This is a genomic window from Glutamicibacter arilaitensis (assembly GCF_044793945.1).
GTDB lineage: Bacteria > Actinomycetota > Actinomycetes > Actinomycetales > Micrococcaceae > Glutamicibacter > Glutamicibacter arilaitensis_B.
Genome location: NZ_CP084994.1, coordinates 3,275,110 through 3,293,194 on the forward strand (window position 1 = coordinate 3,275,110; position 18,085 = coordinate 3,293,194).

Annotated in this window: 15 protein-coding genes; 8 read left to right on the forward strand and 7 right to left on the reverse strand. The window is 60.0% G+C overall.

Annotated features, from left to right (window positions below):
* Nucleotides 1-135 precede the first annotated feature (135 nt).
* Genes LG294_RS15390 through LG294_RS15405 form a run of 4 tightly spaced genes read left to right on the forward strand, consistent with a single transcriptional unit; the run spans nt 136 to nt 5,129 of the window.
* A complete protein-coding gene (locus tag LG294_RS15390; protein ID WP_404287234.1) occupies nt 136-1,794 on the forward strand; it encodes an ABC transporter substrate-binding protein in 1,659 nt (552 codons plus the stop codon).
* 19 nt (nt 1,795-1,813) lie between these two features.
* Entirely contained in the window at nt 1,814-2,746 is a 933-nt protein-coding gene (locus LG294_RS15395) for an ABC transporter permease (RefSeq protein WP_404287236.1), read from the forward strand.
* Complete coding sequence (locus tag LG294_RS15400) at nt 2,743-3,540, forward strand: ABC transporter permease (protein WP_404287238.1); 798 nt, start codon at nt 2,743-2,745, stop codon at nt 3,538-3,540. The genes LG294_RS15395 and LG294_RS15400 overlap by 4 nt, the downstream gene beginning before the upstream one ends.
* Nucleotides 3,537-5,129 carry a dipeptide ABC transporter ATP-binding protein gene (locus tag LG294_RS15405; RefSeq protein ID WP_404287240.1) on the forward strand — a complete coding sequence of 531 codons (1,593 nt, stop codon included), beginning with the start codon at nt 3,537-3,539 and terminating at the stop codon, nt 5,127-5,129. Before LG294_RS15400 ends, LG294_RS15405 begins: the two co-directional genes overlap by 4 nt.
* A gap of 38 nt (nt 5,130-5,167) precedes the next feature.
* On the opposite strand, the gene LG294_RS15410 is transcribed toward LG294_RS15405, so the two are convergent.
* Together LG294_RS15410 and LG294_RS15415 are read right to left on the reverse strand one after the other, a co-directional pair.
* Nucleotides 5,168-6,856: a long-chain-fatty-acid--CoA ligase gene (locus LG294_RS15410; protein ID WP_404287242.1), complete on the reverse strand. Its 1,689-nt coding sequence runs from the start codon at nt 6,854-6,856 to the stop codon at nt 5,168-5,170.
* Nucleotides 6,857-7,443: 587 nt separating this feature from the next.
* Entirely contained in the window at nt 7,444-8,973 is a 1,530-nt protein-coding gene (locus LG294_RS15415; protein ID WP_404287244.1) for a DUF222 domain-containing protein, read from the reverse strand.
* A 365-nt stretch (nt 8,974-9,338) separates the two neighbouring features.
* Between LG294_RS15415 and LG294_RS15420 the strand changes: the two genes are divergently transcribed.
* The gene (locus tag LG294_RS15420; RefSeq protein ID WP_404287246.1) at nt 9,339-11,042 is read left to right on the forward strand and encodes an NERD domain-containing protein; all 1,704 of its coding nucleotides are present in this window, start codon (nt 9,339-9,341) and stop codon (nt 11,040-11,042) included.
* Nucleotides 11,043-11,051: 9 nt separating this feature from the next.
* On the opposite strand, the gene LG294_RS15425 is transcribed toward LG294_RS15420, so the two are convergent.
* Both LG294_RS15425 and LG294_RS15430 read right to left on the reverse strand, forming a co-directional pair.
* Nucleotides 11,052-12,152, reverse strand: a complete 1,101-nt coding sequence (locus LG294_RS15425; RefSeq protein ID WP_404287248.1) for an alanine racemase — start codon at nt 12,150-12,152, stop codon at nt 11,052-11,054.
* Nucleotides 12,153-12,275: 123 nt separating this feature from the next.
* Entirely contained in the window at nt 12,276-13,064 is a 789-nt protein-coding gene (locus LG294_RS15430) for an IclR family transcriptional regulator (protein ID WP_404287250.1), read from the reverse strand.
* Between the two features lie 253 nt (nt 13,065-13,317).
* On the opposite strand from LG294_RS15430, the gene LG294_RS15435 reads away from it, so the two are divergent.
* Genes LG294_RS15435 through LG294_RS15445 form a run of 3 tightly spaced genes read left to right on the forward strand, consistent with a single transcriptional unit; the run spans nt 13,318 to nt 15,841 of the window.
* Nucleotides 13,318-14,022 (forward strand): CoA transferase subunit A, encoded by a 705-nt coding sequence (locus tag LG294_RS15435; protein WP_404287252.1) that lies wholly within the window; start codon nt 13,318-13,320, stop codon nt 14,020-14,022.
* Between the two features lie 2 nt (nt 14,023-14,024).
* Nucleotides 14,025-14,675: a 3-oxoacid CoA-transferase subunit B gene (locus LG294_RS15440; RefSeq protein WP_404287254.1), complete on the forward strand. Its 651-nt coding sequence runs from the start codon at nt 14,025-14,027 to the stop codon at nt 14,673-14,675.
* Entirely contained in the window at nt 14,672-15,841 is a 1,170-nt protein-coding gene (locus LG294_RS15445) for an acetyl-CoA C-acyltransferase (RefSeq protein WP_404287256.1), read from the forward strand. The genes LG294_RS15440 and LG294_RS15445 overlap by 4 nt, the downstream gene beginning before the upstream one ends.
* Nucleotides 15,842-15,917: 76 nt before the next feature.
* Here LG294_RS15445 and LG294_RS15450 read toward each other — a convergent pair whose 3' ends face one another.
* From LG294_RS15450 to LG294_RS15460, 3 genes are read right to left on the reverse strand one after another with little or no spacing between them, the layout of a single operon-like run.
* Nucleotides 15,918-16,478 (reverse strand): histidine phosphatase family protein, encoded by a 561-nt coding sequence (locus tag LG294_RS15450; protein WP_404287258.1) that lies wholly within the window; start codon nt 16,476-16,478, stop codon nt 15,918-15,920.
* Nucleotides 16,475-17,335, reverse strand: coding sequence for a metallophosphoesterase family protein (locus LG294_RS15455; protein WP_404287260.1), 861 nt, complete (start codon nt 17,333-17,335; stop codon nt 16,475-16,477). Before LG294_RS15455 ends, LG294_RS15450 begins: the two co-directional genes overlap by 4 nt.
* Entirely contained in the window at nt 17,335-17,994 is a 660-nt protein-coding gene (locus LG294_RS15460) for a tyrosine-protein phosphatase (RefSeq protein ID WP_404287262.1), read from the reverse strand. Before LG294_RS15460 ends, LG294_RS15455 begins: the two co-directional genes overlap by 1 nt.
* Nucleotides 17,995-18,085 lie beyond the last annotated feature (91 nt).

The window sequence follows — 18,085 nt, forward strand, 5'->3', positions numbered from 1 at the left end:
ACCAGCCAACCGGCCAGCCAAGGCCCAAGGCTCGGGTTTCGCTTACTTCGGCAAGCAAACGATCTGACCTTTCGGCCTTGGTTGGCTAAGGTTGTCTACGTCATCGCTCACTCACTCAAAGGTCACTCACCGTTCATGCAACGAACTCAGCGCGCCACCCGCTTGCTTACCGGAGCACTAGCTCTGCCGCTAGCTGGAGCCCTCATCGCAGGCTGCTCAACCAGCTCCGATCCATCCGCCACCGAGGATCTGAAACCTGTCACTGGCGGCACGTTGGTTTACGCGTCGGGTGACGCCGAGCCAAGCTGCTTGGACCCGCATGTGGGCGGGAACTATCCGCAAGCGCTGGTTGCCTCGCAGTTCATGGAATCATTGTTCAGCAAGGATGCCAACGGCGAGATCATCCCATGGCTGGCCGAGAAGTCAGAGGTCTCCGAGGACGGGCTGTCGCGCACCATCACCCTGCGTGATGGAATCAGCTTCCATGACGGAACCCCGCTCACCTCCGAAGCCATCAAAGCGAACATCAACCACCTCAAGGATCCGAATACAGCGTCCTCCACCGGTTATCTTGCCGTTGGCAAGGTTACCGAAATCAAGATTGTGGACGAGCTGACGGCCGAGTTGGAACTCTCCGCCCCAGATAACGCGCTGCTTGAGTCGCTTTCCATGCCGTGGACGGCCATCCAGTCCCCCGAAGCGCTCAAGCGCGATCAGGCGGCAAACTGTGCAGCCCCGGCAGGCACCGGCCCTTTCAAGGTAGAGTCCTGGGACCGCCAGCAGGCGGTCAACCTGGTTCGTTACGAAGACTATGCCTCGCCGGTAGCTGACCCCGAGCGCGAGGGCTCCACCTCCTACCTGGACGGCATCACCTGGCGCTTCATCCCGGAGGCCGCTAGCCGCTACGCAGCATTGCAGTCCGGCGAAGCCGACGTAATTGACAATCCGCAGCCGGACACCATCGCCACCGCGGCCGATAGCGGACTTGGCCACCTCGCGGCACCACGTCCGGGCGCCGCAAACCGTGTGGAGCTCAACAGCTCCAAGGCGCCTTTTGACGACGCCTCCGTGCGCGAAGCATTTATCCGTTCCCTCGACGTGAACACCGGAATTGAAGCCTTGTACTTCAATAGCGCCGAGCGCAGCTACTCACTGCTTTCAAGTGTTGAGCCACTGGGCATCTCGGATGAATCAAAATTCGGCACCGACGTGGAGAAGGCAAACCAGCTCCTCGATGAAGCAGGCTGGACCGAACGCGATGCACAGGGCTACCGGGTCAAGGACGGCAAGCGCCTGAGCCTGACCTTCCCGGTGTCCACCAACCAGTCGGTTCCCGCCGAGCAGTCACTCTTCGAGCAGATGCAGGCAGCCGCCAAGAACGTAGGCTTCGAGGTCAAGATCGACTTGCTCGACCTCTCCAGCTGGTACGGCGCACTCGCCAAACACGAGTATGACCTTGTCTCGGCTCCATACACCAAGGTCGGCCCGAGTGTGCTGCGCATCTTGTTCCATTCCGACTCCACCGTCCCTGCGCCGAGCGGCTATTTCGCAAACAACGCGCAGATTAAAAACCCCGAGCTGGACCGGTTGCTAGTTGAAGCCGAGCTGACCACGGACGAAGCCGAACGAGCAGAACTCTACGACCAGGCGCAGCACATCGTCTTAGACGGCTATTACGTGCTTCCGCTCTACGATCAGCAGAACCACTTCCTGCATTCGAAGAACGTGCATGGAATGGGTGAAACCACGGCGGTCTCTTCACCGACCTACTTCAACGTTTTCTTGAACAAGTAACCAACGAACACGTCCAGAGATGAAAAAGCTCGCTTGGTTGGGTCGCAAGATTGGCGGCGCGCTGGTGGTGTTGTGGCTGGTAGCCACCGCCATCTTCATCGGCGTGCGGCTGATCCCTGGAGACCCGGCCGAAGCAATTATGGGTGGGCCAGGGTCGCAAGCCTCGGCCGAGGCCCTCGCGGCCGCGCGCAGCGAATACGGGTTGGATCTTCCAATGCTCACCCAGTACTTCCTGTTTCTGTTCAAGCTGGTCCGCCTGGATTTTGGAACCTCCTATGCGCTGAAGGATCCGGTGCTGCAGATCATCGCCGAGGTGCTGCCACCGACCATTTCGCTGGCACTCATCTCGCTGGCGGTAGCTTGGTTGCTGTCGCTCGTCTTTGCGATGCTGGCCATGCGTGCCACCCGGGTCGGTCAGTGGGTGGGCAACGCGGTGGAAATCGTCGCCGCAGCCGTCCCGCACTTCTGGCTCGGCGCCGTGCTGATCATGCTTTTCTCCACGATGCTCGGGTGGTTCCCTGCGGTGGATAACGGGACCGGGGCGGGGCTCGTATTGCCGGTGCTCACCCTGGCGCTGCCGCTTGCGGGCTTCCTCACCCAGCTCATGCGCGACTCGCTGTCCACCGCGTTGGGAAGCCAGTTCGCGCTGGCCGCCCGAACCCGCGGCGAAAGCCAGGTTACGGTGTTCTGGCGCCACGGCTTACGTCATGCGGCGTTGCCTGCCTTGGGGTTGACCGGCTGGGCTTTTTCATCTTTACTTTCCGGCGCGTTAGTTGTCGAGGCGATCTTTGCCCGCCCGGGACTAGGGCGTTCCTTGCTCTCGGCGGTCCTTTCCCGGGATATTCCGATGGTCACCGGCATCGCACTGTTCTCCGCCTTGGTGTATATCGTGGTGATGGCGCTGACCGAGGCCATCGAACGGCTCATTGACCCGGCGGGAGCGGAGTCATGAGCCGGCCCGCGAAGATTTTCGGTGCAGCCTTTATCCTCTTCTGGCTCCTTACGGCTTTCGCGCCGGGGCTTATCGCACCGGGCGACCCCTTGGCAGTCAACCCCGCGCAGGCCTTTCAGGCGCCAAGCTTCACGCACCTGATGGGAACCGACGAATCGGGACGCGACGTCTTCACCCGAGTCATCCACGGTGCCGGAGACTCGCTATATATCGGACTGGCCGCGACGGCTCTGGGCATGGGAATTGCTCTAGTTCTCGGTACCGCCGCAGCTCTTGCCCCGCGCTGGCTTGATGAAGCGATCTTGCGTGTGCTCGAAGCACTCTACGCGGTGCCCTCGCTGCTGCTTGCGTTGCTGATCATTGCCTTTACCGGACCCGGGGTAGGGCCAGCCATCGTTGCAGTTGGCCTTTCCACCGCACCAGGTTACGCCCGTTTAGTGCGCAGCCAGATCCGGTCCTTGAAGAACTCTGAAATGCTGGAAGCCGCCACTGTGCTCGGCCGCGGCACCTGGCTGAAGGTGCAGAATCATTTGGTGCCGAACGCGCTTCGCCCATTGCTCGCGCTGGTAACTCTGGGAATTGGGCAGGCGGTTATCTGGGCTGCCGCCCTTTCCTTCCTCGGGTTGGGCACTCCTCCTCCGGCTCCCGAATGGGGAGCCATGCTCTCAGCCGGGCGCACCTATCTGCCTCTGGCATGGTGGCTGAGTTTCTTCCCTGGCTTGGCGATTGTGGTGGTGGCAGCCGGTGCTACGCTGATCGGGCGCTCTTTGGGCGGAAAGGTAAATGCCGCATGAGTCCGCTTTTTGAAGTCAAAAACCTCTCGGTGAGCTTCGCCGGCCAGCGTGCCGTGGACTCGGTCTCCTTCGAGCTGTCCGCCGGCGAATGCCTGGCCCTGGTAGGTGAATCCGGTTCCGGCAAGTCCGTCACCGCCCGCAGCCTGTTGGGCTTATCCGGCGGTAAGGTCAGCGCTGAGAAATTCTCGATCTTGGGGCACAACGCCACCACGATGAGCGAACGGGACTGGCAGCAGATCCGCGGTAATTCCGTAGCGATGATCCTGCAAGATGCGCTGATGGCTTTGGATCCCTTGCGCCCGGTGGGCCACGAAATCGCCGACGCGCTGAAAGAACATAGTTCGCTGTCCAAGGCTGAGCGCACGTTGAAGGTCCGCAGCGCCTTGGAAGCGGTGGATCTTCCCGAGCCTGCTTTGCGGATGAAACAGCGCAGCGCCCAATTATCTGGTGGCATGCGGCAACGCGTGCTCATAGCGCAGGCGATGATCGGGGACCCGCAAGTGGTGATCGCCGATGAAGCGACTACTTCTTTGGACTCCCGGCTGACAGCTCTGGTGCTCGAACAGCTCCGTGCACTGAAAAATGAGGGTCGGGCGGTACTGATGATCAGCCACGATCTGGCACAGGTCGCCCATCTGGCGGATCGGATCGCCGTAATGCGCGCCGGAAAGATCGTCGAGGCCGGTCCCACAGACCAGGTGCTGAATCATCCGCAACACGAATACACGCGCACCCTCTTACGTGCAATTCCGTCCGGGGTGCCACGCTTCCAGCCCTTGAGCCTCGCTTCGCGCAAGGTGAATCTCGAAGCCAGAGAGCCGGCGCAGGAAGATCAGCTGCCGGCGCTACTGGTGAAGGATCTGTCCAAAACCTTCGGCAAACATAACGCGGTCCAGGGAGCCGGTTTTGTTGTCCAGCAAGGACAGACGCTGGGCCTTGTCGGTGAATCCGGGTCGGGCAAAACCACGACCGCACGCATGGTGCTCGGCTTGGAGCGCCCAGATACCGGTTCAGTCCGGCTATTCGGCGAGCATTTCTCCCCGCAGCGCGAAGCCCAACGCCGAAACTTACGCGAAAATATTGGTGCGATCTACCAGAACCCGCTGGGTTCTTTCGATCCACGCTATACCGTGGGCCAGTTGCTCACCGATGCGCTCTCAGCCGGTCGGAGCAAACGCGGAGCCAACTACAGGGCTCAAGTCTCCCAGCTCCTCGAACAGGTGGAGCTGGATCCGGCACTGAGCTCCCGAAATCCGCGTGAGCTATCCGGCGGTCAACGCCAGCGCCTGGCGATCGCTCGTGCACTGGCTCCGAGGCCCAAGGTGCTCGTTTTGGATGAGCCTGTCTCGGCCCTGGACGTTTCGATTCAGGCGACCGTCTTGGACTTGCTGGATCGGTTGCAGCAAGAGACCGGCACGAGTTATCTATTTATCAGCCACGATCTGTCAGTCATTGAACATATGAGCGACACCGTTGCGGTGATGTACCGGGGAAGCATTGTCGAACAGGGAGCTACCGCCCAAGTGTTCGGCGACCCGCAGCATGAATACACCCGCTCATTGCTGACAGCAATGCCGCGACTGCGTTAGCAACCGCGGCATTGCCGTTTCAGGCTATATCGTTCAGGCTATAGCTCGTCAACGAACTGTTCACGGACCTGCTTGCGCAAGACCTTGCCCAGCATCGAACGCGGCATCTCCTCGATGGCAACGATGCGCTTAGGCACCTTGTAGGCCGCCAGCAAGGTGCGGCAGTGTTCGCGCAGTACAGCCTCATCCAAGGTTGCCCCCTCGTCTAGTTGCACCGCGGCAACCACCATTTCGCCGCCGCGTTCCAGCGCCCTGCCGAACACTGCGGCGTCGGCGATATCTGGATGCTGGCGCAGAGCGTTTTCCACCTCGCTAGGCGAAACATTAAATCCTCCGGTGATGATCAGTTCCTTGGCGCGGTCTACGATCTGGGTAAACCCGTCCTGATCGACGGTGACTACGTCGCCGGTGTGCAGCCAGCCATCCTCGGTGAGTGTTTTCGAGGTCTCCTCCGGGCTGTTCCAGTATCCACGGAACACCTGGGGACCTTTGATCAATAGTTCTCCCGCTTCGCCCTGTTCCACCTCACGACTCGGGTCATCCACGTCCACGACCTTCATCAGGGTCGAGGGGAATGGCACACCGATGGTGCCGTTTCGACGCGATGGATGGAATGGGTTGCCCAAGGCCACCGGTGAGGACTCGGTCATCCCGTAGCCCTCGACCAAAAGTCCGCCAGACATCGATTCCCAGAGCTCCACCACGTGATCTGGCAGATTCATGGCGCCTGAGATGCAGTACTTGGCCGAACGCAGCGAAATGCCCTGCTCTCTAGCAGCCATGGCGGTGCGCTCATAGATCGGTGGGACTGCGCAGTACACCGTGGCTGGGGACTTCTTCCATGCATCCAAGATCATCTGTGGTTCAAACTTCGGGAAGAGCACCAACAGGCCCTGCTTCTTTACCCCGAAGGTCAGATACAAGGTCATGCCGAAAGCATGGAACATAGGCAAGATCGCATACAGGATTTCTTTGCGCTCTTCGGCGCCTTCCATCCAGGCTTCGCCCTGCAACGCGTTGGAATAAAGGTTGAAGTGCGTAAGCATTGCGCCCTTGGGACGCCCGGTGGTTCCCGAGGTGTATTGGATGACTGCCAGGTCCTGGACGTCTGGGTATCGATGTTCCGGATCTAGTCGCCCAGATTTCAGAAGCTGCTTCCATGCCATGGTGCCTACCGTGGAGGCGGTCAGCGAGCTCTTGGTTTCGCGCAGCTTTTTCATCGGCAGATTTAGTGCCATGCGTTTAACCGCAGGAAATGCCTCGAGCAGGTTGACGGCGACTATCGTATCGATCCGGACGTCCTTGGGAAACTCCTGCAGGTTTGGTACGACTTTATCCCAGGCGATAGCCACCCGTGCCTGGTGGTCTTCGAACTGGTGGCGCAGTTCGCGCGAGGTGTACAGCGGGTTGTGCTCCACAACCACTGCACCCAATCGGAGCACCGCGTAGAACGCGACAACGTGTTGTGGGCAATTGGGTAGGACTAGCGCAACCCGGTCGCCGGGCTTCACTCCCAGCTGGCGTAGCCCTTCAGCTGCCTTCTCGACCTGTTGGCCTAGTTCGAGGTAGCTTATGCGGCGACCAAAGAATTCGGTGGCCGGGCTCTCGCCGGCTTCACGGACCGAGCGCTCAAACATGTGGCTCAGCGACTCGGTGGGAAGCTTGATTTCGGCAGGGACACCTGGCTGATAGTTAGCTACCCAGGCCGGTGCAGCAGTATTCTCCATGCCTACAATCATGCCCGATACCCAAGGTTTCAGGTTAAACGCGAGGTGGACTTTCGGTGATTAAACAGGGTGTCTGACTCTTCAGAAGTCTTGACTCGGCGTCGTTCACCAAGACCTCAGCACGGCCGATAACGCAACCCTTTCTAGGGAATATGAGTTGCTTCAGTGGATGATGCTCTACCCAACGGCTCAGATGAAAACCTCCAGGAAGCAGATCGCACCGCAGTTCTAGACCCTCGCGTCCTGTGTGATCCGACGACAGCGCCGGTCGAACACCCAAAGGTTCGAAGCAGCCTTGGAAGTGAGTGAATAATTTTTTCATTCACTCTCATGCGGCTTCGCAAACGCTTAGCGATGGAGCATGCCAGCACCCTGCCTACACAAAACATGGAGCCTCTTCACATCGCCCATGCCCACGAGCTAAGCGACTGACTGAAAATATTTTTCATTCAACCACCGAACCCCGGACACCGCACACACCAGTAACCGGCACCAGCAAACAGAAAACAGAAAACAGCAAATAAGCGTTCTATAGATGATCTGATCCAGCAGCAGTGAACGAAAAAATCATTCACCCAACAACGCAACTAGCCAGCAATCCGATCCGGCGGATCCACCCAACCCAACACCCGACGCACCCGATCAGTCAGCTCAACCTCCAACACCGGCACCCGATCATGAACATGATCAAAGCCCTGCACCACCTGAACACTGCCAGGCAACTCCACACATACCAACCCATGCGGCGTCCGCCAACCCACCGACCCATCCGGACGATACACCGACTGCCACCCCAACGCATGCTTAAACATCTGATGCCGCTTACACAACAACTTCGTATTATTCCGGTCCGTATGCCCGCCCTTGGCCCAATCATCCACATGATCAACCTCCGAAGACTCCGCCGTACGCCGACACCCCGGAAAACAGCAACACACCTCCCGCACCCGCAACAAATCCCGCAACGCCCGCGAAGGCCGATACCTCTTCCGCCCCACATCCATCGCAGCCCCCGACCACGGATCAGTCAACACCCGCACCATCGACGGAGCATCCTTCGCCAACACCAACGCCGCACCCACCGGAATCGGACCATACCCCTCCAATTCCGCCAAACCGCGCCGCGGATCCACCAACGCCTCCACCGCCGGAATAGTCAACGCCACCCGCGCCTTCAACGGCGTCCCACCCCCAGCAGGCCACCCATCGAGCAAAGCATCACGGAAAATATCCGCCTCCCGCTGCGCCTGCGTACGCGAATCCTCCGGATCCACCTCATGCCGCGCAAAATACCTCACCGTATTGACCATCGAAATAATATCCGCCGCCGGCGCCCGCAACTTCAACGCCGCCATCCCATCCGCCTCATTCCAATGCGTCAACGCCCGAGACTCCTTCGCCGCCTCATGACGATCCTCCGCCGACACCGGATTCAACCGATCATGCATCCGCCGCGCCCGCTGCCCCACCGACGCATCCGAAGCAGTCCTCGCCATCGGCAACAACACCCGCTCCATCCGCTCAATATCAGCAGCCCCCAAATCCTGGGACTGCTTCACAATCTCCTTCGCCGCCTTCGACGTGATCTCCCCGGCCGCCAACGCATCCAACGTATCCGTGCACAAATGACGCAACCCATCGGCAATGAACAACTTCGCCCGGACCTTCTCCTCGGACTCCCGCAACGCGACCGCGGCCTCGGCAATGAAATTCGAACGGATAATCTGCTCCGAGGCAGGATCCACCCCATAATAATTCGCGCTGATCCTCTCACGGCGCTGCTGCTCGGTCTCCGTATTCGGATCCGCACAACCGTTCTCCGCAACAACCTGCGCAACCAGCTCCACCGAGTCCGAAAGAGTCACCGCTTCCGCCGCATCAAGCATGCGCCGCAGCGTCGCAAGCCTCTGCAGCCGCACCAGCCCCGAACCCGGATCATGCAACGGCGCCAGGGAATAGAGCTCGGTGGCCAGCGCGGCGATCTGGGCGAAGTACTTCTCATGTTCAACCACGGAGGATAACAACCCATCAGGGTGGGAAGCATCCCGGTGCCCTGGAGGGTTCAGCGGAAGACGATGAATCTCATCGTCGCTCTGAAATATGTCTTGTAGTCCCATGTTCAATTCTCCCGCGAGCAACCGACACTTTGATCGGGTCGTAACCCACTGTGGAAAGAGACCTCATGGCAGAACGCTGACACCCAGACGCGCCACCGAGGCCGCCCATGACCAACCCAAAAACTTTCACCGCACCCCATTGTTTGAGGCTCGCGCCAGGTACCCAATGACGAATGTCCGAGAAGCCTGGGTTCCTCAAGCTGATAGCGGAGAACGACTAGAGGCTAACGCTTGGGTGCCATGCGTTGGGTTGGACTTTTTGATATCCACTACGCATTTTCGATCGCTTCCTGACGGTTGGCACACATAGACTTCGAAGCAATGCTCGTGGTTGATGGGTGCCACAAATTGTCTAGGGGGGAACAATGGTCCACTGTATTCCAGCAGAACCTGATTTTTCGGACGGTCAGTCAGCCGAGAAAGCTGTCTGGGAAGAGCTACGTCGTTCGTTGCCCCAGGAGGCCGTACTCGCCCACTCGGTCGCGATACGCCATGGAGCCGTGGAACATGAGATCGACTTGCTCATTTTATGGCCCGGGATTGGGCTTGTGGCGATTGAGGTCAAGGGAGGATTAGTCGGCATAGAAAACGGCGCTTGGTACCAGTCCGATAGCAAAGGCCGGCATCCCATGAAGGATCCCATGGCTCAAGTCCAGAGCGCGGCGCACGCCTTTAAAAAGTGGATCGCCGAACAGACCGGCACCCCTTTGAACAGTCGTTTCGCCCACGTTGTATGCCTGCCGTATTCGGAGGTTCCGGCGACTTGGCAGAAGGCGGATACGCCACGTGATCTGCTTATGGACCAAAACGACCTGAAGCAAAGCGCGGACTATCTGCGTCGCGCTATCGAAGATCAAGGCGGGGGTTACTCGGCGTTGGCACAGTCCTTCGCGCAACGCATCTCTCGGCATCTGGCGGCAGACTTTACGCCCGAGCATCTGGAAACTTCTGAAGCCCTCGAAAACGAGGATCTGCAAGAACATCTCACATCGCGCCAGGCGATATTGTTGAGCGCCACGCGTTCGCTCCCCCGAGTGAAATTTATCGGTGGAGCCGGCAGCGGAAAGACCTGGATGGCGGTTGAAAAAGCCAAACAGCTGGCCAAGGACAACGCGCGCGTCGGGCTATTTTGCTACAACAAAGGACTGGGCCATTACCTGAAGAAACAAGTGAGCGGCTGGCGGCAGAATAAGCCGGTGCATATCGGAGAATTCCACGAGTACGCCCGGAGCCTTGGAGTTCCAAACGGCACCGGACAGGATTACTTCGACGTGCAGATGCCTCGGCTGCTGCGTGAGCTGGCACTCGAGCTGCCCGAGGAAGAGAAGCTTGACGCGATCATTGTCGATGAGGCCCAAGACTTCGCCCCCGAATGGTGGGAGGCACTGCTTGCGTGTACCAAGGATCCGTTGCAGGGCAAGATCTATGCATTCATGGACGTCCGGCAAGATGTCTACCGTCGGTGGAATGGTGAAGACCTAGGCGGAAGCTTTGGCACCGCGGCGCCGCTGGTTTCCATTCACGTAGATGACAATTTGCGCAACACCCGCAGGATAGCCGAAACCTTCAAAAACCTCGCCGGAGACCAATTCAAGCCCCGTGGCGGGCAGGGAGTGCCGGTGCGCTTCGTCGGTTGTTCCACCGAAGATGCGGTGGACATCGCCTCGGATTGCGTGGATCCGCTCATTAGCGAGGGCTGGGCGAATAACCAGATCGCGCTGCTCACCACGAATCGGCGCCATCCGATACATCAGGAACACTTCGAGCAGGGATCCATCGATTCCGAATACTGGCCCGCGTTCCACGCTCATGAGGAGGAATTCTACGGGCATGTGCTGGGATTCAAGGGGCTGGAACGTTCGGTGGTGGTGCTGTGCATCAATGGTTTCAAAGACATGTCCCGCGCGGTGGAGCAACTCTACGTGGGCCTCTCCCGGGCCCGGAGCCTGCTGGTTGTTGTCGGCGACCGCGAACACATCGAGGCGGCCTGCGGCAGTGAACTGCACGCCGCGCTGCGCGCCGCGAGGAGCTGGTCCCCGGCCATTACTGCGGAAACAGTGGCGGGCTAGGGCAAGGCGCTAATAGTTCAATCCGCGGGCTGCCACGTCCCATCGTTCGACGACCTCGCCAGCGCGAACCACCGTGACCTGATCCACCAGGTTCACCGCCACACAGACATGGTTGGGGATCACGCGGAGCTGTTCTCCGTGCGCCGGAAGCGGCTGGTCCTGGGGCCACAGCACCGTAGCGTGATGTTCGGACACCGCGCTGACCCGCGCGTCCGGATTTTCGAGGATCCGGCCAAAGCCGCTAGCCCAGGCAGGCCGGTCGCCACCGAGGATCTTGCTGCCTGCGTCCAGAACAATCCGCCGCGGGATGTGCTCGTCCCCCTCATGCCGGCTGATCACTGTGGCGGCTACGCTCAAGGCGATGTCCTCCCAACGGAAGCGTCCCAGTTCGAATTGCTGTGCGTCGCCAAATACGTACACGCCAGGGCGCACCTCGGTCAGCAGCGAGTTGTCCGTAAGCTCTGCCGTTGGGGTGGAGCCACCACTGATGCGTTTGAGTTCGAAGCCGTCTTCGCGGAGCAAGGTGGCTGCTTCGGCGAGCGCTTGCTGCTCTTCCGCGGCTGCTTCTTGCGGTCGGCCCGGAGCGTAGCTGTGACCGGGGAAGGTGAAAATGCCAATGACGTTCAGGCCCGCTGCTCGGGCGGCCCGGGCGATTTCCAATGCACCGCTGGGATGCACACCGCTTCGATGGTGGCCGCTGTCGATCTCGATCATCAGCCCCAATTTGTCGGCCTTGTCGCCCAGCTGCCGGGCAAGCTGCTCGACGGCCGCAACGGAGTCGGTGCCCAAAGAAAGCCTGACATAGCGCAGCAGCTTGCGGATGCGCGCCGCTTGAACCTCGGAGACCCACAAGGGGAAAGCGACAAAGAGATCCGCTACGCCGTGCAGCGCGAAGGTCAGTGCCTCGCCTATGGTTGCGACGGTCAGCCCCACGGCTCCGGAGTCGAGCTGGAGAGCGGCGATCTCATGCATCTTGTGCGTTTTCGCATGGGGCCGCAAGGCAAGTCCCTTGGCAGCGACGTGGTGAGCCACACGGTCGATGTTCCGTTCGAGAATATCAACGTCGACCAGGATTTGCGGGGTCAATAGCCCTTGCGGGATAGTGTTCACTCGTGCCAGCTTTCCTCGTAGTGCTCGGGCGATCCATTTTGTACGTTACCCGAGGAAAATGAACGGCTCGCCGTTGACACCCGGCCTCGCTCAGCGGCATGGCAGGGGTTCGAACGGCATAGCTCATCTGTTGGCCGGGAGTCCCGATCCGCGAAGCTTCAGCGATAATTCGTGCGCATGGTGCAGCAGTAGTTTGCCCAGCGATTCTTGCCGGGCCACCTCGAAGCGCGATTCGATTCCCGTCAGGCTCAACGCCCATGCAGGCTGTCCCGAGGAGTCGAAGACCGCGGCTCCTATCCCCCAGCTGCCTTCGACGATCAGTCCTGGATTGACCGAGTACCCCAGGGTGCGGGTCTCTTCAACTTTTTGACGCAGCTGCTCGGTGGAATGCGCTGGTCCGTATTCGGCCACGAGGCTATTGGCATCCAGATAGCGTTCGACGGTTTCTTCGGGAAGAAAGGCAAGGATCGCAATGCCCGCCGAAGCGACCCCCAGCGGGAAGCGCCGGCCCTCATAGAGGACAAATGAACGGATCGGGAACGCTCCGTCTTGGCGCAGCAGGCAGACGGTTTCATCTCCGCGTCGGGCAGAGAGAAAGGCGCTCTCCCCGGATTCTTCGGCCAGCGCGGTCACGTGCTCTCTGGCAAGCTCGCTGATGTCGTAGCGTTCGGCCGCGACGGCACCCATCAGATAGAGTTCGGGGCCCAGCAGCCAGCGCCCTGCCCGGTGGTCGTGGTCGCAGAAGCCTTCGGCGACCAGGGCCGTCAGCAGTCGGTGCACAGTTGGCCGCGCCAATCCGGTGCTCCGAGCGACCTGCGTTGTCGTGATTCCTTCCGGCATGGATGTGCTGACCGTGCGTAGGACTGAGGCCAAGCGTCCGACGACCTGTGCCCCGGCAGGAGTTTTGCTCATGACCACATTATGAACGAATACATTCCATAATGTGGGTACATGACGCGTGCGCTCGACAGCTCGTTGCAACTTCGCGGAGGTACCTTAGGCACTTCCGCACCTCGTCCACTATATGAACGTTTTTATACTTACTCCTCATCCATCGAGCAATACCGAATTCTTTTGCCATATCTATTGAGCTATCGACTTGGAGTTACTACCTTCGAAGATAGAGAACACTCAAATCCATAATATGGACGGATGGAGTTAGATGATGTCAACGAAGTATCGTGAGGACGCCGCCCAGGCGCTCGCCGCAGTGGTCAAGGACGGAATGACCATTGCCGTTGGAGGTTTTGGGCTCAGCGGAATACCCAACCGCCTGATCACCGCGCTGCGCGACTCGGGCGCTCGCAACCTGACCATCGTGTCCAACAATATGGGCGTGGACGGCAAAGGACTGGGCATACTGCTGGAGAACAAGCAGGTCTCCAAGGTGCTTGCTTCCTATGTGGGGGAAAATAAGCTCTTCGCACAGCAATTCCTCAACGGAGACCTCGAAGTTGAGTTCGTCCCGCAGGGGACTCTGGCCGAACGCCTGCGCGCCGGAGGTGTGGGGGTCCCCGCCTTCTACACCCCTACCGGGGTGGGCACACCCGTAGCCGAGGGCAAAGAAGTGATGGAATTTGATGGCAAGCAGGCCATCTTGGAACGCGGCATCGTCGCGGATATCGCTTTGGTCCGCGCCCACCAGGCCGATAGCGAGGGCAACCTGCGCTATCGGATGACCTCCAAGAACTTCAACCCCCTTGCCGCCATGTCCGGCAAACACACCTTTGCCGAAGCCGAGGAAATCGTTGCAGGTTACCTTGACCCGTCCTTGGTTGAAACACCCGGAATTTTCGTGAAGACGCTCGTGGATACCGACGACGTCAAAGACATCGAACAGCGCACCGTCCGCCCGAAGCAGGAGGCCTAACCATGTGGACCAGAGATCAAATGGCTGCGCTTGCCGCCAGTGAGCTGACCGACGGCCAGTATGTAAATCTCGGAATCGGCATCCCCACTCTGGTGGCGAACAACCTTCCGGCCGGAGTCTCGGTCAAGCTGCAAAGCGAAAATGGCCTGCTGGGCATGGGTCCGTTCCCTTTCGAAGGCGAAGAGGATGCGGATCTGATCAATGCCGGCAAGCAGACGGTGACAATTCTCCCCGGCGGAAGCTTCTTCGATTCGGCCACGTCCTTTGGCATGATCCGCGGTGGCCATGTGCAAACGGCAATTCTCGGCGCTCTGCAGGTTGCCGCCAACGGCGACCTGGCCAATTGGACCATCCCGGGCAAGCTGGTCAAGGGCATGGGCGGCGCCATGGATCTGGTGGCAGGCACCCCACGGGTCATTGTGCTGACCGATCATGTGGCCAAGGACGGCACCTCGAAGATCGTGGAAAAGTGCGACCTACCGCTGACCGGAGTGGGCGTGGTGGATCGAATCATTACCGACCGCGCCGTCTTCGATATCGTTAATGCAAAACTGGTCTTACGCCAAGTGGCCCCGGGCGAAACTCCCGAAAGCATCAAGGACATCACCACAGCCGAATTCAACGTCGAACTCCAGGAGGACCTCACAGCATGAGCGTCAAAATAGTAGGTTACGCCCGCACTCCCTTTATGCGCTTCAATGGAGCTCTGGCAGGCATCCCCGCGACCGAATTGGGCGCCCACGCGGCCAAAGCAGCACTGGAGCGCGCCGGTGTTGCTCCAAGCGAGGTCCAGCGCGTTTTCGCCGGCCAGGTATTGCAGGCAGGCGCAGGGCAGAACCCTGCCCGGCAGACAGCGGTCGGCGCCGGGGTCGGGCTGGACGTTCCGGCCATTACGCTCAACGCGGTATGCCTATCCGGCGCCGAAGCAGTGGTAGCTGGTGAGCGGCTGATCGCCAGCGGCGAGGTTGACGTGGTGCTGGCCGTAGGACAGGAATCGATGTCCCTGGCGCCGCACGTGCAGCGTGCCCGCGCAGGCACCAAATACGGTGCCATTGAAATGATCGACACCTTGGACTACGACGGTTTGACCGACGCGCATGAACAACGTTCCATGGGTGTTTCCACCGAAGAGCACAACAGCACGCTGATGCTGGGCCGCCAGCCGCAGGACGAGGTCGCCGCGGCCTCGCACCAGCGCGCCGCTGCCTCAGAAGAATTCTTCGCCGGCGAAATCGCACCCTTCACGGTGAGCGGCCGCAAGGGCGATACTGCTCACTCCACCGATGATGGGATCCGCCCGCAGACCACAGTCGAATCCCTGTCGGGCCTGCGCCCGGCCTTCGCCAAGGATGGCACCGTCACCGCCGGCAACTCCTCGCAAATCACCGACGGCGCCGCAGCGGTCGTCTTGGCAAGCGATAGCGCGGTCGAGCGTTTGGGTCTGAAGCCGTTGGCCGAGATCATTTCCCACGCATTTGTCGCCGGCCCGGACCGCACCCTGCATGATCAGCCATCCAACGCGATCAACTCCGCCTTGGCCAAGGCAGGGCTCAAGGCCGCGGATTTGAAGGTGGTGGAAATCAATGAGGCTTTCGCCGCCGTCGCGGTGCAGTCAACGGCCACGCTGGGCATTGATGCGAAGATTGTGAACCCGCATGGCGGCGCAATCGCGCTGGGCCACCCCATCGGCGCCTCCGGTGCTCGCATCGTCGGCACGCTTGCACGCCAGCTGCAGGAGCTGGGCTCCGGTTCGCTCGGCGCTGTCGGCATTTGCGGCGGCGGCGGCCAAGGCACGGCGGTTCTCCTGCGTTCGCTCTAGCTCGGCGGCGGCAGACAGCCAAAAAGAAATCCACGTTGACTTCAAGTCAACGTGGATTTCTCATTTCTGCATGGAATCAGTGCCACAGTGGCTCACGGGCCACATAATTTGTTAGCAGTTCGATTTCAACGCTGATGATCGCTCCATTGCTGACTCGATCTTGCCCCGGCCCCTGCAATTCGTTGCACACCGAACGGATCAACGAGCCGTGGCTGACCACTACTACCCGCTGGCCGGGATGCTGCACGGAGATCTTGAACAGCACGTTGATCGCGCGTTCCACCAGGTGCTCTTCGCTCTCCCCCAGATCCATCAGGCGATGGATATTCTCCTCGCTCAGCCCCGCCACTACGGTTCCCTCGGCATCGCCGTAGTCCCGTTCCATCAGCTCGGTGAATTCTTGCACGCGAGGCACCGCGAGCAAGTCGGCAATGATTTGCGCTGACTGGCGAGCCCGGAAGAGCGGGGAGGAAACGACCGCGTCCCATGCTCCGCTGGCTGCCAGCTCCATGCCTGCTTGCTGAGCCTGGCGTCGTCCGGTCTCATTCATCGGCAGATCGCTGCGGCCCTGCAAGCGTCCGGCGCGGTTCCACTCGGTTTCTCCGTGCCGCACGAAGACGATTTCTGTTGCGTTCATAATGTTGTCTCTCTCGAATGTGCCGGAATTCTGGCACGTGTTGCGTTACTCGTTTTACTTGCGAGTTGGTTCTTGTTCTTGCGTGAGCTGTGCCGTACCGGGATCGGGCTACTCCGGATCGATTGCGCATCAATTTGCAGCAATGAGAACCAGGAACTCTCCGGACCGCACAAGATCTCTTCTGGTGCGTAAACGTTGGTGTTGTATGAGGTGGCCGGAGCCATGAAGACGTTCGTCCCCTTGAGTTGCCCGACACCGGCCTGGTGGAAGTGGCCGCATAGAATGCCGCGCACATCGCTTCCGCTCAGCACCAGGGCGAGGTCTTCGGGGTTGGCCAGGCCGCGTCCGCTGAGCTGTTCCGACATCGCTTCCACCGGCGGGTGGTGCATGAGGATCAACGAACCGCGTGGGGCTGGCTGTGTGAGCAGAGATGTCAGCCAGCGAAGTTGCGGCGCATCGAGCCATCCGCGAGCCTCTCGGAATCCTCCGCTGTCCAAACCGATGATGCGCAGTCCGTTGATCTCGTGCACGGTATTGGCGATATGAGGTCCGGTAGACAGGCGAAAGGTATTAAATGCTTCGGTGATCGAGTCCTTGGGGTCGTGATTGCCCGGCACCGTGATGATTGGGCAGCCCAGTTCATTTTCGAACTTCGCGAATAGCCTGGCGGCCCGTGCATGGACCCGTGCCCCACGGTCGGCAATGTCCCCGGTCACCACCACAACATCCGGTGCGAAGTGTTTGGCGGCGTGTAGTGCCGCGCGTAGCCGAGCCCAGGCATCGATGGTGCCGTGCAGAAGTTTCCCCTCGGCGCAAAGATGCGTGTCGCTCAGGTGAACTACGTTCAGAGTTTTCACTAGCTTGCCACCAAGCTGCGCAGTTCACGGGGTGCCGAATGATTGGCCAGCGACTGCAACCGCAGAAGTTCGGCTCCGGTGAACCCCTTGCTGAGCAGGTACCCGGCGACCGAACCGTAGCTTTCTGTCAACCAGTCCAGGGTGCTGTCCATGGTCGCGCGGTCACGCTGCCATTGCGTGTCGGAAGATTGGAAGGACTCCGGTGCGAAATCAGCGAGGATCTGAGCCCGGTCCAAGCCGAGGGCTTCTGCTAGCAGGGCAAGCACCAGCCCGGTGCGTTCCCCACCGTTTCGGCATTGCACAACGATGCTTCCCCCGGTGGCGTTCGCAATCGCGCGAAGGGCAGCGACCAACCGTGCACCACGACCATCTAGGAGGATTCGCTGCACTTCGCCGAGTGTTCTGTCCACCGGCAGCAGTCCGGAATACAGAGAGATCGCTCGGTACCGCAGCCCGGCGAGCACCGGAATGGATTGCGGCTGGATTTCTTGAGGTTCACGCAGATCAATGAGCGTGCCCACATCCAGACCTTGAAACTGTTCGATGGCACGTGGACCAAAGTTGCTCAGGGCGCCGGCTCGATAGATCCGGTTCGGCCCGATTCCCGGAACCGGGCGTAGGCTCATTAGTTCGGCAGTCTTTGCGTGAGTTGCAGACATCGTTCTCCCCTATCCTCGATTCCTTATCCGGAGCTTTCCTACCATTGCACCGCACGCTGTTGGCCGACAGGTGAACGGCGAACCACAACGT